Source organism: Streptomyces sp. 840.1, assembly GCF_003751445.1.
GTDB lineage: Bacteria > Actinomycetota > Actinomycetes > Streptomycetales > Streptomycetaceae > Streptomyces.
The window spans coordinates 969,836-994,799 of the sequence record NZ_RJUU01000001.1 but is presented as its reverse complement, the minus strand read 5'-3'; the positions used below and the strand labels follow the sequence as shown (position 1 = coordinate 994,799).

21 protein-coding genes are annotated in these 24,964 nt (G+C 71.8%); 10 read left to right on the top strand and 11 right to left on the bottom strand.

Features of this window, described 5'->3' with window-relative positions:
* The first annotated feature begins 81 nt into the window (after positions 1-81).
* Positions 82-672 (top strand): TetR/AcrR family transcriptional regulator, encoded by a 591-nt coding sequence (locus EDD93_RS04400; RefSeq protein WP_123523921.1) that lies wholly within the window; start codon positions 82-84, stop codon positions 670-672.
* A 13-nt stretch (positions 673-685) separates the two neighbouring features.
* On the opposite strand, the gene EDD93_RS04395 is transcribed toward EDD93_RS04400, so the two are convergent.
* Positions 686-1,708: an SMP-30/gluconolactonase/LRE family protein gene (locus tag EDD93_RS04395; protein ID WP_123523920.1), complete on the bottom strand. Its 1,023-nt coding sequence runs from the start codon at positions 1,706-1,708 to the stop codon at positions 686-688.
* Between the two features lie 191 nt (positions 1,709-1,899).
* Between EDD93_RS04395 and EDD93_RS04390 the strand changes: the two genes are divergently transcribed.
* The 4 genes from EDD93_RS04390 (at position 1,900) to EDD93_RS04370 (ending at position 9,172) form a co-directional block, all read left to right on the top strand.
* Positions 1,900-3,723, top strand: coding sequence for an NAD(P)/FAD-dependent oxidoreductase (locus EDD93_RS04390; RefSeq protein WP_123523919.1), 1,824 nt, complete (start codon positions 1,900-1,902; stop codon positions 3,721-3,723).
* A 147-nt stretch (positions 3,724-3,870) separates the two neighbouring features.
* Positions 3,871-4,659: an SDR family NAD(P)-dependent oxidoreductase gene (locus EDD93_RS04385; protein WP_123523918.1), complete on the top strand. Its 789-nt coding sequence runs from the start codon at positions 3,871-3,873 to the stop codon at positions 4,657-4,659.
* 643 nt (positions 4,660-5,302) lie between these two features.
* Positions 5,303-6,853, top strand: a complete 1,551-nt coding sequence (locus EDD93_RS39860) for a YDG/SRA domain-containing protein (RefSeq protein ID WP_221217300.1) — start codon at positions 5,303-5,305, stop codon at positions 6,851-6,853.
* Between the two features lie 270 nt (positions 6,854-7,123).
* Positions 7,124-9,172 carry a thioredoxin domain-containing protein gene (locus EDD93_RS04370; protein WP_123523916.1) on the top strand — a complete coding sequence of 683 codons (2,049 nt, stop codon included), beginning with the start codon at positions 7,124-7,126 and terminating at the stop codon, positions 9,170-9,172.
* A 198-nt stretch (positions 9,173-9,370) separates the two neighbouring features.
* Here the strand turns inward: EDD93_RS04370 and EDD93_RS04365 are convergent, their stop codons facing one another.
* The 3 genes from EDD93_RS04365 to EDD93_RS04355 all read right to left on the bottom strand — a co-directional run bounded on the left by EDD93_RS04365 (position 9,371) and on the right by EDD93_RS04355 (position 12,450).
* Positions 9,371-10,003 (bottom strand): TetR/AcrR family transcriptional regulator, encoded by a 633-nt coding sequence (locus EDD93_RS04365; protein WP_123527578.1) that lies wholly within the window; start codon positions 10,001-10,003, stop codon positions 9,371-9,373.
* Between the two features lie 11 nt (positions 10,004-10,014).
* On the bottom strand, positions 10,015-11,532 hold the full coding sequence (locus tag EDD93_RS04360; protein WP_123523915.1) for an MFS transporter: 1,518 nt from the start codon (positions 11,530-11,532) through the stop codon (positions 10,015-10,017).
* Between the two features lie 216 nt (positions 11,533-11,748).
* Positions 11,749-12,450 (bottom strand): hemolysin III family protein, encoded by a 702-nt coding sequence (locus tag EDD93_RS04355; protein ID WP_123523914.1) that lies wholly within the window; start codon positions 12,448-12,450, stop codon positions 11,749-11,751.
* A gap of 212 nt (positions 12,451-12,662) precedes the next feature.
* Here EDD93_RS04355 and EDD93_RS04350 point away from each other — a divergent pair, with 212 nt between their 5' ends.
* Positions 12,663-14,489, top strand: a complete 1,827-nt coding sequence (locus tag EDD93_RS04350) for a phosphoenolpyruvate carboxykinase (GTP) (protein WP_123523913.1) — start codon at positions 12,663-12,665, stop codon at positions 14,487-14,489.
* 272 nt (positions 14,490-14,761) lie between these two features.
* The gene (locus tag EDD93_RS04345) at positions 14,762-15,286 is read left to right on the top strand and encodes a hypothetical protein (protein WP_260255619.1); all 525 of its coding nucleotides are present in this window, start codon (positions 14,762-14,764) and stop codon (positions 15,284-15,286) included.
* Positions 15,287-15,697: 411 nt separating this feature from the next.
* Here EDD93_RS04345 and EDD93_RS04340 read toward each other — a convergent pair whose 3' ends face one another.
* The 4 genes from EDD93_RS04340 to EDD93_RS04325 all read right to left on the bottom strand — a co-directional run bounded on the left by EDD93_RS04340 (position 15,698) and on the right by EDD93_RS04325 (position 18,827).
* Entirely contained in the window at positions 15,698-16,096 is a 399-nt protein-coding gene (locus EDD93_RS04340) for a hypothetical protein (RefSeq protein WP_123523912.1), read from the bottom strand.
* A gap of 146 nt (positions 16,097-16,242) precedes the next feature.
* Positions 16,243-17,454 (bottom strand): pyridoxal phosphate-dependent aminotransferase, encoded by a 1,212-nt coding sequence (locus EDD93_RS04335; protein WP_123523911.1) that lies wholly within the window; start codon positions 17,452-17,454, stop codon positions 16,243-16,245.
* 282 nt (positions 17,455-17,736) lie between these two features.
* Positions 17,737-18,570: an arylamine N-acetyltransferase gene (locus tag EDD93_RS04330; protein ID WP_123523910.1), complete on the bottom strand. Its 834-nt coding sequence runs from the start codon at positions 18,568-18,570 to the stop codon at positions 17,737-17,739.
* A gap of 44 nt (positions 18,571-18,614) precedes the next feature.
* Complete coding sequence (locus EDD93_RS04325) at positions 18,615-18,827, bottom strand: DUF4287 domain-containing protein (RefSeq protein ID WP_123523909.1); 213 nt, start codon at positions 18,825-18,827, stop codon at positions 18,615-18,617.
* Positions 18,828-19,096: 269 nt separating this feature from the next.
* Between EDD93_RS04325 and EDD93_RS04315 the strand changes: the two genes are divergently transcribed.
* Positions 19,097-19,990 (top strand): serine protease, encoded by an 894-nt coding sequence (locus EDD93_RS04315; RefSeq protein WP_123523907.1) that lies wholly within the window; start codon positions 19,097-19,099, stop codon positions 19,988-19,990.
* A gap of 276 nt (positions 19,991-20,266) precedes the next feature.
* Here EDD93_RS04315 and EDD93_RS04310 read toward each other — a convergent pair whose 3' ends face one another.
* Positions 20,267-21,118: a DUF1206 domain-containing protein gene (locus EDD93_RS04310; protein ID WP_123523906.1), complete on the bottom strand. Its 852-nt coding sequence runs from the start codon at positions 21,116-21,118 to the stop codon at positions 20,267-20,269.
* Between the two features lie 120 nt (positions 21,119-21,238).
* On the opposite strand from EDD93_RS04310, the gene EDD93_RS04305 reads away from it, so the two are divergent.
* On the top strand, positions 21,239-21,406 hold the full coding sequence (locus EDD93_RS04305) for a hydrophobic protein (RefSeq protein ID WP_123523905.1): 168 nt from the start codon (positions 21,239-21,241) through the stop codon (positions 21,404-21,406).
* Between the two features lie 63 nt (positions 21,407-21,469).
* On the opposite strand, the gene EDD93_RS04300 is transcribed toward EDD93_RS04305, so the two are convergent.
* Positions 21,470-22,303 carry a TetR/AcrR family transcriptional regulator C-terminal domain-containing protein gene (locus tag EDD93_RS04300; RefSeq protein ID WP_123523904.1) on the bottom strand — a complete coding sequence of 278 codons (834 nt, stop codon included), beginning with the start codon at positions 22,301-22,303 and terminating at the stop codon, positions 21,470-21,472.
* A gap of 119 nt (positions 22,304-22,422) precedes the next feature.
* On the opposite strand from EDD93_RS04300, the gene EDD93_RS04295 reads away from it, so the two are divergent.
* Positions 22,423-23,265, top strand: coding sequence for a siderophore-interacting protein (locus EDD93_RS04295; RefSeq protein WP_123527576.1), 843 nt, complete (start codon positions 22,423-22,425; stop codon positions 23,263-23,265).
* Between the two features lie 56 nt (positions 23,266-23,321).
* On the opposite strand, the gene EDD93_RS04290 is transcribed toward EDD93_RS04295, so the two are convergent.
* Positions 23,322-24,935, bottom strand: coding sequence for an amidohydrolase family protein (locus tag EDD93_RS04290; RefSeq protein WP_123523903.1), 1,614 nt, complete (start codon positions 24,933-24,935; stop codon positions 23,322-23,324).
* Positions 24,936-24,964: the final 29 nt, after the last annotated feature.

Genomic DNA, 24,964 nt, shown 5'->3' with positions numbered 1-24,964 from the left:
CAGCAGCCCACTTCTCCACGACCGCCCGCCCGGCCACCTGCCTCCCCGGCCACCCGCCCGCCCGGCCGGTACTCTTCCGGGGTGACGGAGCACACCGGGCAGGAGGGGCGGCGGCCCACGAACGACGGGCCGAAGGCGGCCGCCCGCAACCGGGCCGCACTGGTCGCCGCCGCCCGGGAGATCTTCTCGGAGCACGGCCTGGAGGCACCGCTGTCCGCGGTCGCGCGCAGGGCCGGAGTGGGGCAGGGCGTTCTCTACCGGCACTTCCCGGACCGGACCGCCGCCGTGGCCGCGGTTCTGGAGGAGAACGTGCGGCAGGTCGAGCAGGCGGCCGACACCGAAGGCGTGACCTTCGCCGATGTCCTCGGCGTGCTCACCTGGCACCTCGCGGAGTCGGCGGCCTTCATCGGTCTGTTACACGCCGTCCGGGCGGGCGACCGGTCCGGCATCCGCGCCCACGCCCTGACCCTGTCCGCCCGCGTCGAGAGCGCCCTGCGAAGGCACCTGCCCGCCGGGCACCGGCTCGGCGCCGGGGACGACCTCGTGCTCTCGGTCGCCATGGTCTCCGCGGCCGTCACCGGCGCCACTCGCGAGGAGCGGGAGCGGCGGGCGCTGGCGGCGTGGCGGCTGCTGGGCGTGGAGGTGGCGGCGGTGCGGCCCTACGGCGGTTGAGCGGCGGCCGGGATCAGCCGCCGTTGGACTGCCGGATCCCGGCGGCGAGTGCGTCGAAGGTGTAGAGGTATCCGCCGGCCGGGCCGCTCACCGTCACGTACGCCTTGGTCCCGCCCGGAGCGATGGCCACGTTCGTCGCCGACTCCAGCCCCTTGTCGCGCGAGGGGATCTCGACCGTCGCCAGCCGGTCACCGTGCCGGTCGTACACGGCCATCGCGGCCCGGCCGTGCAGCCCCTGGTACAGGTTGCCGTCGGCGTCCACGGCGATCGAGTCGGTCTGGGCGATCCCGCCGTCGACGCGTACGGCGGTGTGACGGGATGCCGCTTTCCCTTCCCCGCCCAGGAGCAGGTAGGAGATCCGGTTCTCGGTGAGCTCGCTGAACCAGAGCCCGCTGTGGTCCAGGTCGAACGAGATCCCGTTCGGCGCGGCGAGACCCTTGGCCAGGACGGTGGCCCGCGTGCCGTCGCGGCTGATCCGTACCACCCGTCCGTCCGGCTCGCCCTCGGACATGCCTCGTGCGTCGCTGACGTACAGATTGCCCGCCTCGTCGAAGGCGATGTCGTCGGGGTTCATCGGCGCACCGTCGACCTTTCCGGAGAAGAAGGTCTGCCGGTCGCCGCCGCCGGGGGCCAGGCTCACGATCTCGCCGTGGGCGAAGTCGCTGAGGTAGAGCCGGCCGTCGTAGGGGCTGAACTGTGCGGAGGTGTAGGCCCCCCGGTCGTCCGTGTGGACCGTCCGCAGGGTCCTCCTCCCGACATCGACCCGCATGACCTTGGGCCGGCCGGCGGGCGCGGTGACGTCGACGACGAAGAGGCCACCGTCCTTCCCGAACGTTGGGCCCTCCAGCAGCGTCCTGCCGGTGCCGCCGGGCGCCCGGGTGAGCTGCATGAACTTCTGTGCGTGGATGGTCCTGCCCGCGCCGGCGGGCGCCTGTGCCGCCGTCTCGGAGCCCGCGCTCTGCGTACCGCAGCCGGTGAGAACCAGCGTGCCGATCGTGGCGAGCGCGGCCAGGGACCGGGCCGTGTACCGCTGCATGGGGATCACTCTTCCTGTCCGTCGCGTGGGTCGCGTAGCCGGCGCCCACCGACGTACCGGAGGCACCCACGCGCCCCGGCCGCAGGACGGCGAGGTTCCGGAACCCAACCGGACACTGTTGTCCGGTACTTGTTACCGTAGCGGACGCCAGCCCGGACCGAACCGCCCCACCGTTGAGGAACGAGGCCCATATGACGAACTCTCACCTGACGAACACTCACGAGGCGGTCCCTCCTGAGCTCGCGGCACTGAGGCGGCGCTACCGCCTCGAACGCGAGAGGCGGGTCCGCCCCGACGGCGCTGCCCAGTACCGCGACGCCGACGCCGAGTTCGGCTACTACGCCGCGGACCCCTACACCGAGGAACCGGTGGAGCGCGCCCCGCTCCAGGACACCGTCGACGTCGCGGTGATCGGCGGGGGGTTCGGCGGCATCCTCGCCGGCGCGCGGTTGCGGCAGCAGGGGGTGGAGCGGGTCCGGGTCGTCGAGAAGGGCGGCGACTTCGGAGGTACCTGGTACTGGAACCGGTATCCGGGCGTCCACTGCGACATCGAGGCGCACGTGTACCTGCCGATGCTCGACGAGACGGGGTACGTGCCGGAGTGGAAGTACGCCCCCGGCGAAGAGATCCGCCGCCACGCGATGCGGATCGCGCGGAAGTTCGACCTCTACACGGACGCGCTGTTCTCCACCGGAGTCACCGCTCTGGCCTGGGACGAGGATTCAGGGACGTGGACCGTGGCCACGGACCGCGGTGACACCTTCCGGGCCACGTACGTCGTCGCTGCCACCGGTACCCTCACCGACCCGAAGCTTCCCGGGATTCCCGGCATCGAGGACTTCAAGGGCCACACCTTCCATACCTCCCGGTGGGACTACGCCTACACCGGCGGCACCCCCGAGGGTGGCATGAGCGGACTCGCGGGCAAGCGGGTGGGCATCGTCGGCACCGGGGCCACCGGAGTGCAGGTCATTCCGATGCTGGCCCGGGACGCCGCACACCTCTACGTCTTCCAGCGCACCCCCTCCACCGTGGACGTACGGGCCAACCGCCGCACGACCGCCGGGGAGGTCGGCGCCGAGCGCGAGGGCTGGGCCCGCGAACGGCGCGAGAACTACCTCCGGATCGTCTCCGGCGAGAGTGCGGAGACGGACCTCGTGGCCGATGCCTGGACCGCGTCGGCGGGCCTGCTGGAGAAGCTCCTGCCCAGTTTCCGGCGCCGGGGCGACCGCGCGGCCTTCGAGGCCGCCTACGAGGTGGCCGACGCCGCCAAGATGAACGAACTCCGCGCCCGCGTCGAGCAGACCGTCACCGACCCGGAGACGGCCCGCAGGCTCCAGCCCTGGTACCGCTACGCCTGCAAACGCCCCACCTTCTCGGACCAGTACTACCCGGCGTTCAACCGGGCCGACGTCACCCTGGTCGATACCGCGGACACCCACGGCATCGAGCGCGTCACCGCACACGGCGTCGTGGTCGGCGACACGGAGTACGAACTCGACTGTCTCGTCTTCGCGACCGGATTCAACGTCGGGACCTCCGGCATCCACTCCGGCAGGCTCCCGGTACAGGGCCGGGACGGCGTCCAACTGCTGGACCGCTGGGCGCGGCAGGGCCCGCGCACCCTCCACGGGCTCACCAGCAACGGCTTCCCCAACCTGATCCAGCTGGGCCCGCTGCAGAACGCCAGCAGCGTCAACTTCTCGCACATCCTGGACGAGCAGGCAGTGCACGCGGCAGCGCTCGTCGCGGCCGCCGAGGCCGCGGGTGCCCGCATCGAGCCGTCCCGCCAGGCCGAGGAGGACTGGCTCGCCACTCTGGCCGCGGACGCCCCCGACCACGAGTGGTTCCACGCCGAATGCACCCCCGGCTACTACAACGCGGAAGGCCGCGGCCGGCGCAACGGTCCGGGCGGCTACCCGCACGGCGCGGTCGCCTTCCACCAGCTGCTGAAGGAGTGGCGCGACACCTCGATGGGCGAAGTCCTCCGGCCCGGGGCCACTCCTCGCGCCTGACCCGGACCCACCGGTGGGCGCCCACAGCGCACGACAGCGCCCGGCGAAATACCGTCGCCGTACGGGGCGCCTGCCGGCCCTCATGCCGGGCCGGGCCCTTCCCGGAATACCGGCCCCACTCATCGCCACACCTCTGGAGGACCACCCATGACCACGCCCCCAGCCGAGCCGGGCACCGCCCCCCGCGCACCCCGGAGCGTCATCGTCACCGGAGCCGCCTCCGGGATCGGCAGGGCCGCCGCCCTGGCCTTCGCCGCCCAGGGCGACCGCGTCCTGGCCGCCGACGTCCACGCGGAAGGCGCGCAGGAAACGGTTCGTATGATCACGGCCGCCGGGGGTGTCGCCCTCGCCGCCGTCGGTGACCTGGGGGAGCAGCGGGTGGTGGACGCGCTGGTGGCCCGTGCGGTCGACGAGTTCGGCGGAATCGACGTCCTGGTCAACAACGCGGGCATCATGGACCGCATGTCGGCGGCGCACGAGACCGACGACGCGGAGTGGGAACGGGTCCTGCGGATCGACCTCACGGCTCCCTTCCTCCTCACCCGCGCCGTGCTCCCGCACATGCTGGCTGCCGGTACCGGATGCCTGGTCTTCACCGGCTCGGAGGCGGGCCTGCGCGGCGGAGCCGCGGGAGCCGCGTACACCGCCGCCAAGCACGGGATCACCGGGCTGGTGAAGAACCTGGCAGTGATGTACCGGGGGCAGGGCATCCGGACCAACATGATCGCCCCCGGCCCCACGGCGACCGGCATCAGTGTCGACAGCCGCCCTGACGCGCACGGCCCCGCGCTCATCGGCCGGCTCGTCGGTGCGAACATCGGCCGCCTCGGTTCCGCCGCTGAACAGGCTGCCGCGATCGTCTGGCTCGCCTCCGACGCCGCCTCATTCGTCAACGGCGCGATCCTCCCCGTGGACGACGGCTGGTCGGCCGTCTGACCCCGCGGGCTACAAGATCCGCCGGACACAAGACCCTAGCCCGGCGGACCCCCGCGTCGGGTGGTGTTCCGTCGTGATTCCGCTCCGAGGAGGGCGGCCATCACGGCGAGGGCCGCCCTCTGGCGCCGAAGCTTCCGGGACCAGATCGCGGGGCAGACCACCCCGAAGAAGAAGAACGAGCCCAGAAGCAGGCTCGGGGCCGCGGACAGCGCGGCGACGGCCACATTGCCTTGGAGCCCGGCGGCAAGCGTGCCACCGCTGGTCACGGCCAGACCGGCGGGAGCCAGCCAGCGGGCAGTTCGCCGCGGCGGCTCCGTAAGCGGGGCTCGATGGACGCTCCGGCTCGCTTCGCGGGGCGGGACATTCCCCGTACCCTCGGACATGTAGTTCTCCGTACCTTCAGAAGGGGACTACGAGCAAGAGACGGCTTCCTGTTGGCGCAGGGAGCCGTCGCTCGTTGCGGGTGCATGACTCAGCCGCTGGCGCAACGATCGCAGACTTCCAGACGTCATGTTCCGCAGAAAACATCGCGGGACTGATGTAGATTGGGATCAGGCCAGTTCAGACACGGTTTCGTTGGATTGGATGTGGCTCACATCACTCAAGCGAAGGGGAATAGTGTGATGCATATCACGGTGAAATCATGCCCCGTGCGCTCCCTGTGAAGGGTGATGGGCCCTTCGCCGAGTTCGCGATAGCCCTACGTGACCTGCGGGAGCGGGCGGGCGGGACGGTCGACGCGGTGGTCATGCGCGGCGCGTCGAGGACGGCGGTCTACGCGGCGCTGAGTGGTGCCCGGCTACCGAGCGTGCAGACGCTGGATCTGATTGTGGATGTGTGGGCGGGCGGTGTCGCGGCGGAGCGGGGCCGGTGGCACGAGCGTCGACGCGCGGCCGAGGAGGCCGCGGCAGAGCGATCGCGTCTGAGGGGAGCGGCCGCGGCACGCCGCACGCCGGAAGAAGCTGACTTCGCCGACGAACTGCGCGCGCTCTGGAACGAGTGCGGCGGCCCGGCCACGGAAGCGGTGGCGCGCCATTGCGAGGTGAGCGCCCGCACCATGGACTCCTACCTCGACGGACGGACGCTCCCCACGCCGGATCGGTTCGACCAGATCCTCGTCGGACTGGCAGCTGTGAGCGGAGCCGACGACGCCACAGACGAATCGCCCGTGCACGTGACCTCCCGGACCGAGCGTCTCAGGGAGGCTCTGTTCCGGGCGCGCGCGGCACGCAAGGAGGAACGCGCCAGGGTTCGTGAGCTGGCTTCGGCCCTGCCCGCCGGGCAGTCGGGGCCGGAGCGGGAGATGCCGTCCTCCTCCGCCGGGTTCGGTCTGGTGCCGGGCGTTCTCCCGGGGCGGCGGTTCGACGATCGGGCAGGCCTGGTCCGGGCCGGGGTCCATCGGCAGTTGATGAGCGCCATTGCGGGTGGCAAACGCGGAGCCGAGTCGGTCGTCCTCAGTGACGAGCACTCCCGCGACGAGGACCACGGTGATGTCATCGTCCTCACCGGCGAGGGGGCGACGGGTGACCAGCAACTCACCAGCGGCAATGCCGCACTGGCGACAAGTGCGTCCACGCGGGCCCCCGTCCGTGTGGTGCGGCCGATCGCGACCGTCGGCGGCGGCCGGGCCTACCTCTACGACGGGCTCTACACGGTCGAGGACTATTGGTCCGAGCAGAGTCCGGACGGGCGACGCGTGTGGCGGTTCCGTCTCGTCCGACGGGTGCCCGCCGAGCAGGGTGTGGCGGACGGTCCGCAACCCGATGAGGCCCACGGGCCGGGGCCGGTCGGCGGTGTTCGGTCGCCCCTCTCGATCCAGCGCGTTGTCCGCAGCACGGCTGTCGCCAACCTCGTCAAGCGGATCCACGACTTCAGGTGCCAGGTCTGCGGAGTCCGCCTTCAGCTGAGCGCCGGTAGCGCGTATGCCGAAGCCGCGCACATCCGGTCGCTGGTAAGCCCACACGGAGGCGCGGACACGATCGGCAACGTGTTGTGCCTGTGCCCCAACTGCCACGTGCTCATGGACAGGGGGGCGCTGGTCATCAACGACGACCTCACCGTCGTGAGCCGGGCGGACAGCAGCGTGCTCGGCGTCCTCCGCGAGACCGCTGAACACCGGATCGACAGGGAGGCGCTCGCTTATCACCGCACCCTCCACGGGGTAGCCGAGGAAGGCCTCGGCGCAGACACGTGAGCCGGTTCCTGACGTCGCGCCAGTCCTGGCCGACGCGGTCTGCCGGTCGCCCTCCACTGCTCCGGGCAAGGCCCGTCCACGGCGGCGATGCCACTCCGGTCCGCAGGCAGCGACGACCGCGAGGCGGCCCGCTCGCGGCCACCGGTCTCGGATCGGACCAGGGAACAAGCCCACGCGGGCGGGGGCATACGGCCCGCGCCTCTTGCGCCGGGACGTGCGCCCCCGCCCCGGGTCCTGAGCCCGGAGGGGGCCGTGCGGCAGGATGGCCGCATGTCTAACCGCCTTGCTGACGCGACATCCCCGTACCTCCTCCAGCACGCCGACAACCCCGTCGACTGGTGGCCGTGGTCGCCCGAAGCCTTCGAGGAGGCGCGCAGGCGGGACGTTCCGGTGCTGCTCAGCGTCGGATACTCGGCCTGCCACTGGTGCCATGTGATGGCCCATGAGTCGTTCGAGGACGACGACGTCGCGGCGTATCTGAACGAGCACTTCGTGCCGGTCAAGGTCGACCGCGAGGAGCGTCCCGACGTCGACGCCGTCTACATGGAGGCCGTGCAGGCGGCGACCGGGCAGGGCGGCTGGCCGATGACGGTCTTCCTCACCGCCGACGCGGAACCCTTCTACTTCGGGACGTACTTCCCGCCCGAGTCCCGCCACGGCCTGCCCTCCTTCCGGCAGGTGCTCGAAGGCGTCGTCGCTGCCTGGACGGACCGGCGCGACGAGGTCGGGGAGGTCGCCGGGCGCATCGTCCACGACCTGTCGCAGCGTTCCCTCGCGCACGGCGGTGAGGGGCTGCCGGCCGAGTCGGAGCTGGCGCAGGCGCTGCTCGGGCTGACCCGGGAGTACGACGAGAAGAACCGCGGCTTCGGCGGGGCGCCCAAGTTCCCGCCGTCGATGGTGATCGAGTTCCTGCTGCGCCACCACGCCCGTACCGGTGCGGACGGTGCGCTCCAGATGGCGGCCGACACCTGCGAGGCGATGGCCAGGGGCGGGATGTACGACCAGCTCGGCGGCGGCTTCGCCCGCTACTCGGTGGACCGCGAGTGGATCGTGCCGCACTTCGAGAAGATGCTCTACGACAACGCGCTGCTCTGCCGGGTGTACGCGCACCTGTGGCGCTCGACCGGCTCCGAACTGGCCCGCCGGGTCGCCCTGGAGACCGCCGACTTCATGGTCCGGGAGCTGCGCACGGCCGAGGGCGGCTTCGCCTCCGCGCTCGACGCCGACAGCGAGGACGCGCAGGGCAAGCACGTCGAGGGCGCGTACTACGTCTGGACGCCGGCGCAGCTGCGCGAGGCGCTGGGCGAGGACGACGCCGCGTTCGCGGCCGAGCACTTCGGGGTGACCGAGGAGGGCACCTTCGAGGAGGGGTCCTCGGTGCTCCAGCTGCCGCCGAAGGGACCGCACCACCCACCGCGCACCGGTGAGGTGGTGGACGAGGCGCGGGCCGCCGACGTACGGGCCCGGCTGCTCGCCGCCCGGGAGCTGCGCACCCGGCCGGGGCGGGACGACAAGGTGGTCGCCGCGTGGAACGGGCTGGCGATCGCCGCCCTGGCCGAGGTGGGCGCCTACTTCGACCGCCCCGACCTGATCGAGCGCGCCACCGAGGCCGCAGACCTGCTGGTTCGGCTCCACATGGGCCCGGTGGCCCGGCTGGTGCGGACGTCCAGGGACGGGCGCGCCGGGGAGCACACGGGTGTCCTGGAGGACTACGGCGATGTGGCGGAGGGCTTCCTCGCCCTGGCCTCGGTCACCGGCGAGGGGGTCTGGCTGGAGTTCGCGGGCTTCCTGCTGGACATCGTGCTCCAGCACTTCACCGGCGAGGGCGGTCAGCTCTACGACACCGCGGACGACGCCGAGCAGCTGATCCGCCGTCCGCAGGACCCGACCGACAGCGCCACCCCCGCAGGGTGGACGGCGGCGGCCGGCGCGCTGCTCTCGTACGCCGCGTACACCGGATCGGAACCCCACCGCGCCGCCGCCGAGCAGGCGTTGGGCGTGGTGAAGGCGCTCGGGCCGAAGGCGCCTCGGTTCATCGGCTGGGGGCTCGCGGTGGCCGAGGCGCTGCTCGACGGCCCGCGCGAGGTGGCCGTCGCCGGGCCGGTCGGCGGTGAGCTGCACCGTACGGCGCTGCTGGGACGGGCGCCGGGCGCGGTGGTCGCGGCGGGCGAGACGTCGGGCTCGGAGTTCCCGCTGCTGGCCGGCCGTCCGATGCTGGGCGGTGCGCCGACCGCGTACGTGTGCAGGCACTTCGTGTGCGACGCGCCGACGACCGACGCGGCGGAGCTGGCCCGTGCTCTTGGGGGCGACGGGGCCTGATCCCGCCGCACAGACGGGACTTCCGCCCCACGCCCTAAGGGCTGTCCCGTAATCCCTGGCGGGCACTCGACGACAGCTACGGCACCTCGCTGCGTTGTCGAAACGCCCGAATACATCCAGTATGCGGACGCTCCTCCGCCTTGCGATGCACCGCATCTGACGCCGAGCGCTGATCCACCAGGGATTACGGGACAGCCCTTAGAGCAGCAGGCCGCCCTCCAGGGTGTCCAGAGCGTCGTTGATCATGGCGATCAGGTCGCCTTCCTGATCGTGCTCGCCCCAGTAGAGCGTCACTTCGCGCAGCGCGCCCAGCACCGCCGCGATGAAGATCCGGATCTTCAGGTCGTCGGCGCTGCGGCCGGTGCGGTCCGCGAGGACCTGGGCGAGGATCTTCGCCGTGTCCGACATGGTCTCCGTCATCCGCGCCCGGATGGCGGGGACCTCCACCATCAGCCGGGTGCGCTGGCGCAGCTCCTCGTTCTCCGTCTCCATGAACGACGTCAGCGACTCGATCATCATCAGCCGCACCGACAGCAGGGGCGCCTCATCGGCCGGCCGGCTCCGCAGCGAGGCTTCCATCACCGGGTCGTACTCGTCGGTGAGGACGATGTCCTCCTTGGTCGCGAAGTACCGGAACACCGTGCTCGGCGACACCTCCGCCGCCTCCGCGATCTGCTCGATGGTCGTCGCGTCGTACCCCTGCTCGGCGATCAGCCGGTACGTCGCCTGCCGGATGGCGACCCGGGTCCTGAGCTTCTTGCGCTCGCGCAGTCCCAGTGGGGGCTGCGCGCCGGGCTCGGCGGGGGAAGGGGTACGGGGAGTGGCGGCCATGGTCGCCATTGTCAGGCATCGACGGGGACGGCGGCCACGTCGGCGGGCTCGTCGAGCCCCGGCTTCGTGCCGGGCAGGAACGCCGCCACCAGGAGGGCGCTGACCAGGGCGGTGGCGCCGATGACGAGCAGGACCAGGCTCATGCCGTGCAGGTACGCGGCGTCGGCGGACTCCGCGAGCCGCTGTGCGCCGAGCTTCGCCGCGACGGCGTGGGCGGCGACGACCGAGTCCCCGGCGGTGTCCGCGGCGGCGGCCGGCAGGCCCGTCGTGTCGAGGCGGCCGCCGTAGGCACCGGCGAGCAGGCTGCCCAGCAGGGCGATCCCGAGCGCGCTGCCCGTCTGGCGCACGGTCATCAGCAGACCCGAGCCGCTGCCCGAGCGGTCCGCGGGCAGGGCGGCGAGCGCCGCGTCCATGGCGGGGACGACGGCGAAGCCGAAGCCCGCCCCGGCGACGGACAGCCACAGCGCGGTGAAGCCGTAGCCGCTGTCGACCGTCGTGCGGCTGCCGAGGAACGCGGCGAAGGCGAGCACGACGAGCCCCGCCGACATCGTGGCGCGGGGCCCGAAGCGCGCGTTGACCGGGCCGCCGGTCCTGGTGGCCACGATCAGCCCGCCCATCATCGGCAGCATCCGCAAGCCGGTGCCGAAGGCGTCGTTGCCCAGCACGGCCTGGAGGTAGCCGGGCAGGATGAACATCAGCCCCGCCAGCACGAACATCACGAGCGTCGCGGCGAGCGTGCTCAGCAGGAACGTCCGCTGCCGCAGCAGGGACAGGTCGAGCATCGGGCGGGGCGCCTTGCGCTCGCGCAGGACGAGCGCGGTGATCAGGACCGCGCCCGCAGCCAGTACGGCCAGGATCAGCGGGTCGCCCCAGCCGCGGCCCGGTGCCTCGATGACCGCGTAGATCAGCGTGCCCAGGCCGGTCGCGGTCAGCGCGGTGGAGACCGGGTCGACCCGGGGAGAGGCCGGGTCGCGGGTCTCGGGGAGCAGGAACACGCAGGCGGCTATGCCGATGCCGACCATCGGGACGTTGACCAGGAAGACCGAGCCCCACCAGAAGTGGTCGAGCAGCCAGCCGCCCAGGATCGGGCCGAGCGGCAGGCCGAGCGCGGAGGCGGCCGAGACGATCGAGACGGCCTTCATCCGGTCCTTCGGCTCGCCGAACAGCGAGGGCAGTACGGCGAGGGCGAGGGGCATCACGAGCGCGCCGCCGACGCCCATGACACAGCGGGCGGCGATGACCGTGGTCACGTCATCGGCGAGTACGCCGAGGACCGAGCCGACGAGGAAGACGCCGAGCCCGGCGATGAGCATCCGGCGGCGGCCGAAGCGGTCGCCGAGCAGTCCCGCCGGAAGCATCAGCGCGGCGAACACGACGACGTACGCGTCGGCCATCCACTGCTGTGCTCCGGTGCCGGCGCCCAGCTCACCGGCCATCGTCGGCAGCGCCACGTTGAGGATCGTCATATCGAAGCCGAGGACGAGCGTGCTCGTCACCAGCGCGCCCAGGGCCCACCAGCGTCGGTTCATGGCTACTCCTTTGAGAGTTACAGTCAAGTGACAGTAACTCTCAAAAGGTGGTGAGTGTCAATCAGGGAGTCGGTGGGGTCGGGCGGAGTCGATGGGGTCGATGGGGTTGACGGGATCGATGAGGTCGGAGGAGTCGAATACGTCCTGACATGCGTCATGGCCGTGACTCGGGAGTCACGGCCATGAGGGAGGAGGGGGAGTGGGTGCGGTGAGGGGTCAGCCCTGGCTGTACGCCACCAGGGAGATGCCCACGTAGTGCACGACGAACGCCGCCAGGGTCAGCGAGTGGAAGACCTCGTGGAACCCGAACCAGCGCGGCGAGGGGTTCGGCCGCTTGATGCCGTAGATGACGCCGCCCGCGCTGTACAGCACTCCGCCGACGACGACCAGCACCAGCACCGCGATGCCACCGGTGCGCATGAAGTCCGGCAGGAAGAAGACCGCGGCCCAGCCCATCGCGATGTAGCAGGGCGTGTAGAGCCAGCGCGGGGCGCCGACCCAGAACACCCGGAAGGCGATCCCCGCGACCGCCGCGCCCCAGACCGCCCAGAGCAGCGGGGTCCCGGTGGAGCGGGGCAGGAGCAGCAGGGTCAGCGGGGTGTAGGTGCCCGCGATGATCAGGAAGATGTTGGCGTGGTCCAGCCTGCGCAGCACCGCCTCGCCGCGCGGCCCCCAGGTGCCGCGGTGGTAGACGGCGCTCACGCCGAACAGCAGGCACGCGGTCAGGATGTAGACGCCGCAGGCGATCCGGCCGCGGGTGGTGTCCGTGAGCGCGATGAGCACGATGCCCGCGACGACGACCGCCGGGAACATGCCGGCGTGCAGCCAGCCGCGCATCCGTGGCTTCAGCTCGGCGGCATCGGTTCCAACTGGTTCCAGCCCGGCGGGTTCGGGCGCGGCGGCGGCAGCAGCAGTCATTCCCGCATCGTACCTACGCCACCGTAGGTTGCGGATATGAGTGGCGATGCTCACGTGGGCGGCCCCCTGGACATATGGGCGAAACGGTCGGATGATCAAATGAGTGCGGTCGGCACCGGATGAGCGCCAGGGGAAATTCGAAGGGGTAGAAGCATCCGGGTCGCGGCCCCCACGGGGCAACTAACAACAGACACCCTCATCAAGGAGCGATCGTGGCGCGCGACATCGCGGCTCCCCTCACTGTTCCCACCAACCACCGGGAGCTCGTCTCCTGGGTCGACGAGATCGCAGCCCTCACCGAGCCGGACCAAGTGGTCTGGTGCGACGGCTCCGAGGCCGAGTACGAGCGCCTGTGCGGGGAGCTCGTGGCCAAGGGCACGTTCACCAAACTCGACGAGATAAAGCGCCCGAACTCGTACTACGCCGCCTCCGACCCGAGCGACGTCGCACGGGTCGAGACCCGTACGTTCATCTGCTCCGAGAAGGAGGAGGACGCCGGTCCGACGAACCACTGGAAGGCCCCCGCCGAGATGCGGGAGATCTTCGTGGGCGACCAGGGCGTCTTCCGGGGCTCCATGCGCGGCCGCACCATGTACGTCGTGCCCTTCTGTATGGGCCCCGTCGGCTCGCCGCTCTCCGCGATCGGCGTCGAGATCACCGACTCCGCTTACGTCGCCGTCTCCATGCGCACCATGACGCGCATGGGACAGCCGGTCCTCGACGAACTGGGCACCGACGGTTTCTTCGTCAAGGCCGTCCACACGCTCGGCGCACCCCTCGAGGAGGGCCAGGAGGACGTTCCGTGGCCCTGCAACTCGACCAAGTACATCTCGCACTTCCCCGAGGACCGCGAGATCTGGTCCTACGGCTCCGGCTACGGCGGCAACGCCCTGCTCGGCAAGAAGTGCTACGCGCTGCGCATCGCCTCCGTCATGGCGCGCGACGAGGGCTGGCTGGCCGAGCACATGCTGATCCTCAAGCTCACTCCGCCGCGCGGGGAGTCCAAGTACGTCGCGGCCGCGTTCCCCAGCGCCTGCGGCAAGACGAACCTCGCCATGCTGGAGCCCACGATCTCCGGCTGGACCGTCGAGACCATCGGCGACGACATCGCCTGGATGCGGTTCGGTGAGGACGGGCGGCTGCGCGCGATCAACCCCGAGGCCGGCTTCTTCGGCGTCGCGCCCGGCACCGGCGAGCACACCAACGCCAACGCCATGAAGACGATGTGGGGCAACTCGGTCTTCACCAACGTCGCGCTCACCGACGACGGCGACGTCTGGTGGGAGGGCATGACCGAGGAGCTCCCGAAGCACCTCACGGACTGGAAGGGCAACGACTGGACCCCCGAGTCCCCCACGCCCGCCGCCCACCCCAACGCCCGCTTCACCGTCCCGGCCGGCCAGTGCCCGATCATCGCGCCCGAGTGGGAGGACCCGAAGGGCGTGCCGATCTCCGCCATCCTCTTCGGCGGCCGCCGCGCCTCGGCCGTGCCGCTGGTCACCGAGTCCTTCAACTGGCAGCACGGTGTCTTCCTCGGAGCCAACGTCGCCTCCGAGAAGACCGCCGCCGCCGAGGGCAAGGTCGGCGAGCTGCGCCGCGACCCGTTCGCCATGCTGCCGTTCTGCGGCTACAACATGGGCGACTACATGAACCACTGGATCAAGGTCGGCGCGGACAAGGCGGACCAGTCGAAGCTGCCGAAGATCTACTACGTGAACTGGTTCCGCAAGAACGAGGCGGGCAAGTTCGTCTGGCCCGGCTTCGGCGAGAACAGCCGCGTCCTGAAGTGGATCGTGGAGCGGCTGGAGGGCAAGGCCGAGGGCGTCGAGACCCCGATCGGCATCCTGCCGGCCAAGGGCTCCATCGACACCGAGGGCCTGGACCTCTCCGAGGCGGACCTGGACTTCCTGCTCAAGGTCGACAAGGAGGTCTGGCGCGAGGAGGCGGCGCTGGTCCCCGAGCACCTCAACACCTTCGGCGACCACACGCCGAAGGAGCTGTGGGACGAGTACCGCGCCCTGGTCCAGCGCCTGGGCTGATCCCGCCCTTCGAACCCCGCGGCCCGGCTCCCGACATCCGCCCTGACCTGTGGGGTCAACGGCCTGCCGCGGTGGGGACGTGCACGAACACGGCCCCGGCCCCCGGAACCGGCATGCGGTTCCGGGGGCCGTCCCCGTGGAGGCGGTTGCCGCGCGCGAACCGGCCCGCCCTGTTCGTAGTCGGGCTGTGACCGGCCGGAGCTGTCGCAGGGATGGGCCCCGGCCTACGTTGGACCCGGCCGTGCCGGGGGGCGCGGGGGGTGTGGGGGGCCATGACGCTGTCGGCGATACCGCCGTACCCGGATCAGCACACCCGCATGCCGCGGCGGCGGCGCACCGGCATGCCGCGCTGGGCGGTGACCCTGATCGTGGTGACGGTCTCGCTGCTGGTGCTGTCCCCGGTCGCCCTGGTGGCGGCCTTCTTCGACGCCTGGGGGAAGAACCACGAGGACCTGCGCTTCCCGTCCCGGGACGTCACTGTCGCCTCGTGCCGACGGGACGCGGCGACCGGCGGTCCGGTGGCCGAGGTGCGGGTGACGAGCCGGGCGAAGCGGCGGGGCAGCTACACGGTGTACCTCTCGTTCCGGCACCTGCGGGACAAGGGCGGTGGTGCGGGCGGGAGCGAGGCGGCGGGCCGACGCACCGTGGTGATCAAGGATCTGGCGGTGGGTGCCACGGTGACCAGGGAGATCGCCGGGCCGGTCCCGGTGCGGGGCCGGCCGCAGTGCGTGGTCACCGACGTGACGTTCCTGTCGACCGCCCCGGCCGCGCGGGCTTCCGCCTCGGCCTCGCCCTGAGGCCCGCCCGCCGATGAGTCCCGGTCCGTGCCGTGCGACGACCCCGCCACCCGGACGACCCCGCCCGTGCCCACGCCGGGTGAGACGCCGGGCCGGCTCCAGCTCACCGACCACGCGAACTACCGGGTCGCCGGGATGCTCTGCAACCGGCCGCTCCCGGGCAACGGCGGCCTCGACGTCACCTTCGAGCAGTACCGGTACGGCACCAACGACCCGGACGCCGGCGACGCGGTCCTGCGCAACGCCGTCACCTCCGATACGCCCGGCGCGCGGACACACGCTGACGGCAAGCAGGTACTGACAGACCGACGGCCCGGCCCGTTCCGCGTGAACTGCGGAACGGGCCGGGCCGTCGGTGTTGTGCGGTGGCACCCGGTCCACACGCCTCTACGGCATGTGGACCGGGGCCGTCTAGAGGGCGCCGACCAGGTGCGACGGGCCGGTGGCGACCGGGGCCGCCGCCGCGTGGGCGTCCATGCGCTCGGCCGAGAGGATCGCGGCGGCCGTGTCGGCGCGGGACGCCGCCACCACCAGCGCGCGGCCCGCGAGGGCGTGGGCGCGACGGTGCAGGGCCGGTGCGGGGGCTTCGGTCAGACCGGCGTGCCGGGCGGGCGGTGTGCCACGCAGCCGTGCGACCTGTTCGGCGATACGGTCGCCCGCCTCGCCGAGTCCCAGCTCGTCGGTGACCGCGAGCAGTGCGGCCAGATGTCCGGCGAGCTGGATGTCCAGCTCCTCCTCGCGGCTGCGGTGCGGGAAGTCGGCGTGGTCGGCCGGTGTGTGGACCGATTTGGTGCGGATCGGTTCGTACATGGATGGCCTCCTGGTGTTGCTGTGGAACCATCCTAGCTTGGATTCAGTCTAAAGTTGTCCAGATTCGGGATCTGGCGGCATGAACCCTCGCCCCGGCCGTGTCCGCACCGGCTCCGCCTGTCGTCTGCACCTGGTTCCGCCGCCGTCTACACCTGGCAGTATCCGTCCAGGAAGCGGGCGATCCGGCCGATCGCGTCCGTCAGGTCCTCGGTCGAGGGCAGCGTCACGACCCGGAAGTGATCGGTCTCCGGCCAGTTGAACCCCGTCCCCTGCACGACCATGATCTTCTCGGCCCGCAGCAGGTCGAGGACCATCTGCCTGTCGTCCTTGATCTTGTAGACCTTCGGGTCGAGCCGGGGGAAGAGATACAGTGCGCCCTTCGGCTTCACGCACGTCACGCCCGGGATCTGCGTCAGCAGGTCGTACGCCACGTCCCGCTGCTCCAGGATGCGGCCGCCCGGCAGCACCAGGTCGTTGATCGACTGCCGCCCGCCGAGCGCGGTCGCCACAGCGTGCTGCGAGGGCATGTTGGCGCACAGCCGCATGTTGGCGAGGATCGTCAGCCCCTCGATGTACGAGGAGGCGTGCGCCTTCGGGCCGCAGACCGCCATCCAGCCCGAGCGGTAGCCGGCCACCCGGTAGTTCTTGGACAGCCCGTTGAAGGTGAGCACCATCAGGTCGGGCGCGATGGCGGCGGTCGGGGTGTGGGTCGCCCCGTCGTACAGGATCCGGTCGTAGATCTCGTCGGAGCAGACGACCAGGTTGTGGCGGCGGGCGATCTCCGTCAGTCCGCGCAGCATCTCGTCGTCGTACACCGCACCCGTCGGGTTGTTCGGGTTGATGATCACCATGGCCTTGGTGCGGTCGGTGATCTTCCGCTCGATGTCGGCGAGGTCGGGCATCCAGTCGGACTGCTCGTCGCAGCGGTAGTGCACGGCAGTGCCGCCGGCGAGGGAGACCGACGCCGTCCACAGCGGGTAGTCAGGAGCCGGTACGAGCACCTCGTCGCCGTCGTCGAGCAGTGCCTGCATCGACATCTGGATCAGCTCGGAGACCCCGTTGCCCAGGTAGATGTCCTCGATGTCGAGGTCGATCCCCTTGGTCTGGTAGTGCTGCATCACCGCCCGCCGCGCGGACAGCAGCCCCTTCGCGTCGCCGTAGCCGTGCGCCCCGGAGAGGTTGCGCAGGATGTCCTCGAGGATCTCCGGCGGGCACTCGAAGCCGAACGCGGCGGGGTTGCCGGTGTTCAGCTTGAGGATGCGATGGCCTGCCGCTTCCAGCCGCATCGCCTCCTCCAGCACGGGGCCCCGGATTTCGTAACAGACGTTGGCGAGCTTCGTGGACTGGATGACCTGCATGTCTGCGAGCTTACGACTGTGTTTCGCGGGGTGCCCGGCCTTTCCCCGCAGGTTGACCCAGCCGGGTCGTCCGGCCCGCCCCGCCCGGCTTCCATCCCATGCGCCCACCGCCCGTGAACCGTGGGAACCCCGGGCGCGGACGGGGGCCGGGCTTGGAAAGGTGTGGGGCCGGGGTGCGAGCGGGCGGGGCGGGTGAGATGCGCCACGGAGGCGCCGGGCGGGCCCTCGCTTCGGCAGCCCGCCGTCACTCCGCGAGCCCGCCGTCGCTCCGGCAACCTGCCGTCACTCCGGCAGCCGGGCCCCCTCCGGCAGCCGGATCGCGAAGGATTCCGCGAGGACCCGCTCCACCTCGGCCCCGTCCGCCAGCTCCCGCTCCTCGCGGCCGCCCCCGTTCGCCGTCACCACGAGGGTGCGGCCGGTGAGCGCCAGATGGGCGTCCTCGGTGGTGCGCTGGACGTACAGCACCCGCGCGAACGGCGAACGCGGGTTGGTCGCGATGTGCCAGTTGACGACCTCGAAGTCGGGTGCCTCGAAGGGTTCCACCGTGAACGCGTACTGCGCCTGCCACGAGCCGCCGTCCGTCGCGGCCTGGAGCTCCCACAGCTCCAGCGGCCCGTCGTGCGGCGGGTGCACGAGCCGGTGGCGGCGCGGGCCGTCGTCCAGCTCGGCCCCGGTGGCCAGCGCGATCGGCTCCAGCAGCGAGCCGATCGCGCCGAAGCCGACATCGGCCAGGTACGGCGTCGGCTCACCGGGCACGCCGACGCGCATCAGCATGTGCGTCCGGGGCCGGACGTCCCCGGGGTGCGCGCCCAGCACGACCCGGGCACAGAGCAGCGTGACCTCGAAGCCGAGCGCCCGCAGCGCGGCGGTGAGCAGGGTGTTGTGCTCGTAGCAGTAGCCACCGCGGTCACTCCGCAGGAGCTTCGCCTCCAGATCGGCCGGGGCGAGCGAGGGCACGGTGCCGAGGACGGGGTCCAGGTTCTCGAACGGGATGCCCAGTGCGTGCGCACGGTGCACGGAGCGCAGCACGGCCGCCGTGGGGCGGCGCTCCCCGCTCCAGCCGATGCGGGCGAGGTAGGCGTCGAGGTCGAGAACGTGCGCGTGATCGGAAGTCATGCCCAGACGGTACGCAGCCGGGACGGGCCCGTGCCGCGTTCCGGCTACTTTCCCTTGTCCTCGGCCAGCGTGTGCGCGACCAGGGCGTTGGCGTGGCCGTGTCCCATCGCGTGCTCGGACTTGAGCCACGCGACGATCTCCATGTGCTTGGTCAGCGGCGAGGCGCGGATGAGGTCCTTCCACTCCGCGACCGGACGGCCGTACTTCTGCTCGATCGACGGGAAATAGCTGGCGGGGCCCTTCACTGCGTCAGTCATGGAAGAAGTCTGTCAGGGGGGTCCGACAGTCGGCCGGAACTGGCGGTCAAATCGGCGGCCGGATCCGGCGGTTGCCCGCTGCCGCTGCCGCTGCCGCTGCCGCTGCCGCTGCCGCAGCCGTCCGGTCCGGCGGCCGGCGGGGCCCGGTGACCTGATCCGCCCCTTGTGCGACTTCCGGCAATGCGCCACCATGCGCATGTCAAAACCGGAAGAACTTCGGTCGCAGAGGCCCCACACGCTCTGCGCAGGTCACTTGAGGGGACCCCCACATGAAAAAGCCTCTCGTCGGTGCGCTCTTCGCCGTGCTGCTCCTCGGAGCCGGCACCGCACCCGCGACCGCGGCCACAAGCCACGACGCGACAGCGCCCAGCACGGTCAGGGCGGCGGCATCATCGAGCCACACGGCGGTCCGGGCGAAGCCCCGGACCAAGGCGGTCGGTTTCGCCGGCACCGTGGCGCTCAGCAACTGTTCGGGATCGGTGGTCCGTACGCCCGGATCCCAGCCGGACGATCCCGCGCTCGTGCTCTCCAACGGGCACTGCATGGAGTCCGGCTTCCCCGGGCCCGGCGAGGTCGTGATCGACCAGCCGTCCACCCGCAGCTTCACCCTGCTGGACGCCTCGGGCGGCGACCTCGGCACGGTGCGGGCGAGCAAGATCGCGTACGGGACGATGACGGACACCGACATATCGGTGTACCAACTCACCTCCACGTACGCCGAGATCGAGAGCGACTACGGGATCGAGGCGCTGGAGCTCAACACCGCGCACCCGGTGCAGGGCACGGCGATCACCGTGGCGTCCGGGTACTGGAAGCGCACCTACAGCTGCAACGTCGACGGGTTCGTCTACCGGCTCAAGGAGGGCGAGTGGACCTGGAAGGACTCGGTCCGCTACACCTCCGCCTGCCAGACCATCGGCGGCACGTCCGGCTCGCCGGTGATCGACAATGCCACCGGCAAGGTCGTTGCCGTCAACAACACCGGTAACGAGGACGGGCAGGAGTGCACGGACAACAACCCGTGCGAGGTCGACGAGAACGGCCAGGTGACGGTCCGCGAGGGCATCAACTACGCCCAGGAGACCTACGGCATCGTGCCGTGCATCGGCGCCGGCAACAAGTTCGACCTGGACGCAGCGGGTTGTGAGCTGCCCAAGCCGTAACGGCAGGGCGGGGCGGGGGCCTCGGCCCCCGCCCCGCCCGCGTCGCCCGCCCGCGTCGCCCGCCCGCGTCGCCCGCCCGCGTCGCCCGCCCGCGTCGCCCGCCCGCGTCGCCCGCCCGCGTCGCCCGCCCGCGTCGCCCGCCCGCGTCGCCCGCCCGCGTCGCCCGCCCGCGTCGCCCGCCCGCGTCGCCCGCCCGCGTCGCCCGCCCGCGTCGCCCGCCCGCGTCGCCCGCCCGCGTCGCCCGCCCGCGTCGCCCGCCCGCGTCGCCCGCCCGGCTCAGATCCGGCGCCGGCGGGCGTTGGCGAAGGAGAACAGGCCGAAGGCCGCCAGTCCCACCGCGATCAGGGCCAGCAGCCAGGGGCCGGCCGGAGTGGTGCTGAGGGAGCGCAGGGTGTCGTCCATGCCCTTCGCCTCACCGGACCTGGCCTTCACCGCGGCGGCCACGGCGAAGCCGCCCGCCACCGCGAAGACCAGCCCTCGGGAGACCCCGCCGAAGACGCCGGTGATGTCCACGGCGCGTCGTTCGGTGCGTGACATCTCGCCCATGCGCAGGTGCTTGTGGAACTTGCGGAGCGCGGCCCGGCCGGCGATCCACAGGCCCGCGCCCGCGACGCCCACACCGACCGCACCCACCAGCCAGCGGCCGCCCGGCAGGTCCAGGGCCTTCGCCGTGACGTCCTGCGACTGCGCGTCGCTCGAACCGCTGCCGCTGCCCCGGTCGCCCGCGGCGAACATCAGGACCGAGTAGGACACGAAGCCGTAGAACACGGCGCGTCCGGCCGACGCCAGCCGTTTGGTCGCCTTCTGTCCATCGGGGCCGGCGGCCCCGAACGCGGCCTCGGACAGCCGCCACAGGGCCATGCCCGCCAGTGCGACGCCCAGGACCCACAGCAGGACCGAGCCGAAGGGCTTCTGGGCTATCTCGGACAGCGCCCCGCCCCGGTCCGCCGTCTTTCCGCCGCTGCCGCCGGTGTCGTTGAACGCTATGCGCAGCGCCAGGACGCCGACCAGGAAGTAGATCACCCCGCGGGCCACGAAGCCGGCACGGCCGGCGGCCTCGACCGCCGAGCCGTTTCCCGCGCGTCTGGCCTTTCCGTGTCCTTCTCGGGCTGCCGCAGAAATATTCATGTGCTCCGGGTGCCCGGGGAAGCGCTGGAGAAACGGTCCCGCGCCGCTCCGGGAGGAATGCGGGCGGCGAGGTGTGGTCCGGCGCGACCGGGGCACTCGAATGCGCGGAGGTTGATAAAAATGGTTCCCCTTCTGGTCGTTCTGCTGCTTGTTCTGCTGCTGTTCGGTGCCGGGTTCGCGCTCAATCTGCTGTGGTGGATAGCGGCCATCGTGCTCGTGGTCTGGCTGCTCGGCTTTCTGCTGCGCTCGGGCTCCGGGGCCAGCCGCGGCCGCTGGTACCGATGGTGAAGCCGGTACCGGTGGTGGACCCGTACCGGTGGTGAAGCGGACGCCGGTGGTGATGCGGGGGAGTCAGGGCGGGTTCGCCCGGCCGGCTCCCCGGCCGCCCCGCCGGACCGCCGCCTCGACGCCGTCCAGGAGTACGCCGAGGCCCGCGTCGAACATCTCCCGCGCCTCCCGCTCCGGATACGGCACCGCGTCGTCGGCCGCCGGCTGCGGCGGCGCCGATTCCCGCTCCATCCGGCTCAGTTCCGGGTAGCGGTCCGCGAAGTCCGGGACCAGCTCGCCGAGCGCCGCCGAGCGGGCGTACCACCACTCCTCGTCCGGCCGCCCCGTCGCCGACGCCGCCCCGCGTGCGTCGGCGACTGTCTGCGCGGCGCCCCGCACGAAGTGGAACAACGTCCCGACCAGGCGCCGGAGCACCCCGGCGTCGAGCCCCGTGCCGCGCAGGAGGCGCACCAGCGCGTCCAGCGCGGCGTACTCGTGCGGGCCGAGCACCGGACGGGCCTGGGAGACCTGGAGCACCCAGGGGTGGCGCAGGTAGAACGCGAGGGTGTCCCGCGCCCACTCCGTCAGGTCCGTACGCCAGTCGCCGCCCGGGGCGCGTCCGGCGGGGAGTTCGGCGTGCGCCGCGTCGTACATCAGGTCCAGCAGCTCGCTCTTGCCGGGGACGTAGGTGTAGAGCGCCATCGCCGTGCGCCCGAGCCGCTCGCCCACCGCCCGCATGGAGAGCGCGGCCATGCCGTCCTCGTCCGCCACGGCGATCGCGGCGGCCACGATCGCGTCGACCGTCAGCCCCTGCCTGGGGCCGGGCCCGGCGGCGCGGCCCGGCTCCGGCGGCGCGGCCGAGCGCCACAGCAGCGACATCGACCGACGGGCATCGCCCTGCCCGGCATAGACCACCACTTGCGACTCCTTACGCCATAAAGTAACTTCTGCCCCGGCAACTCCTTACGACGTAAAGTATCAAACGTGGGTGTCGAGCGTGAGGTATCCGGTCCGGTGAGAGGTGTGGTGTGGCCATGGTGGTGCAGGCGTTGGCTGTTTCGTATGTGCGGGTAGTGGAGGTCGAGCGGGTCACCCCGAGGATGCTGCGGATCAGCTTCTCCGGGGACTCGCCGCCCGCACTGCTGGAGAACCGGCCGGACCAGCAGATGAAGCTCTGCTTCCCCAGGCCGGGACAGCGCGTGCCCCGACTGCCGGAGCCGGAGGCCGAGGACACCTACGGCATGCGCTGGTACGAGGCGTACCTCGCGATCCCCGAGGCGGAGCGGCCGCTCATGCGGAGCTTCACCGTCCGCTCGTACGAACCCGGTTCGGGCCTGATGGCCGTCGACTTCGTGCTCCACGGCGACGACGGGCCCGCCACCCGCTGGGCCCGCGCCGCCCGGCCCGGGGACGTGGCCGGCATGGTCGGCCCCTCCTCGGCGTACGCCCGGCCGCTGCCCGCGGCCGGGCACCTGCTGCTGGCCGGTGACGAGTCGGCGCTCCCGGCGATCGGGACGATCCTCGAAGGCCTGCCGGCCGGGGCGCGGGCGACGGTCTGCGCCGAGGTGGCCGACGCCGCCGAGGAGCAGCGGTTCGACAGCGCGGCCGAGGTGACGGTGCGCTGGGTGCACCGGAACCGGGGCGAGTCGCTGCTGGACGCGGTCCGGTCGGCCGCGCTGCCCGGCGACGACGTGGCCGGCTGGCTCGCCGGGGAGGCCGGCACGGTCCGCGCGCTGCGCCGCCATCTCGTCGAGGAGCGCGGACTGCCCAGGTCCGCCGTCGAGTTCAGCGGCTACTGGCGCCGCGCGCTCACCCAGGACGACGCCCCCACCGAGGAGGACCTGGCGTGGGCGCGGGAGCGGGCGGAAGGCGCCGGATAGCCCCGGGACCCCAAGCGCTGTCGTCGTGGCGCCCGCCAGGGAGTACGGGACGGCCCTCAGGTCGTGGAGCGCACCGAACGGCCGGCCAGGGTCTGGGTCCGCCTGCCGTCCTCGATGACGAAGCGGCCGTCGATCAGTACGTGCGGGATGCCGAACGGCAGGGTGCGCGGCTGGTCGAAGGTGGAGCCGGCCGCCACCGTCGCGGGATCGAACAGCACCAGGTCCGCGCGGTAGCCCTCGCGGACCAGGCCCCGGTCGGCCAGCCGCAGCCGGGCCGCCGGTCGGGAGGTGAGGTGGGCGACGCACTCCTCCAGGGAGAGGATGCCCAGCTCCCGGGTGTACCGGCCGAGGTACTGCGGGAAGGTGCCGTAGGCGCGCGGGTGCGGCTTGTCGCCCTGGAGGATGCCGTCGCTGCCGCCGGTGTGGACGCGGTGGCGCATGATCTGCCGGACGTTCTCCTCGTGGCCCACGTGCTGGAGGATCGTGGAGCCGAGCCGGTCGTCGATGAGCAGCCGCCGCGCGGTCACCCAGGGCTCCTCGCCGCGCAGCCGGGCGGACTCGGCCACCGTACGGCCGACGTACGCCTCGTGGCCGGGCACGCTGACGCCGGATATCTCGATGCGGTCCCACTCGATCGGAACGCCGTGGCAGCCGTCCGCCCCGACGACCTCCATGTCGTGGCGGATCCGGGCCGCCGTCGCGTCGTCGGCCAGCCGGGCCATGACCGACTCCGGGCCGCCCTCGCTCGCCCAGCTCGGCAGCATGGCGACCAGCGTCGTACAGCCCGGGGTGTAGGGGTAGGTGTCCAGGGAGATGTCGGCGCCCTCGTCCAGGGCCCGGTCCAGGAGGGTGAGCAGCTCCGGCGCCTTCCCCTCGTTTACGCCGAAGTTCATGGTGGCGTGGGCGAGGTGCAGGGCGCAGCCCGCGGTGCGGGTGAGCGTCACCATCTCCTCGTACGCCCGCAGCGCGCCCGCTCCGTAGGAGCGGTGGTGCGGGCAGTAGTAGCCGCCGTGCCCGGCCACCACGCGGCAGAGCTCGGTGAGTTCGGCGTCGTCCGCGTACATGCCCGGGGTGTAGGTGAGCCCGGAGGACATGCCGACCGCGCCCTCGGCCATGGACTGGGCGACGAGCTGCTTCATCCGGGTCAGCTCGGCTTCGGAGGCGGGCCGGTCGTCCCAGCCGACCGCGTACATCCGGACGGTGCCCTGCGGGATCAGGTAGGCGGCGTTGACGGCGATGCCCCGGCCACCGAAGTTGCGGTCGAGCCGGTCCAGGTACTCACCGACCGTGCGCCAGTCGAAGTCGATGTCGCTGCCGTCGCCGTTCCAGCCGGTGATGGAGCGGCGGACCTCGGCGAGGGTGCGGTCGTCGACCGGGGCGTACGACAGGCCGTCCTGGCCGAGGACTTCGAGGGTGACGCCCTGTGCGGCCTTGGCGCTGTGGTCGGGGTCGCGGAGCAGCGCGAGGTCGCTGTGGGCGTGCATGTCGATGAAACCGGGGGCGAGGGCGAGTCCGTCGGCGTCCAGGGTGCGGGCGGCCGAGGGGCGGGGGCCCGGGGAGTCCTCGCGGTGGATCTCCGCGACGCGGCCGTCGCGTACGGCGACATCGGCGCGGTAGGAGGGGGTGCCGCTGCCGTCGATGACGCGGGTGTCGCGGATGACCAGGTCCATAGGGGGTGCCTTTCGCGTTCCAGCCCCGC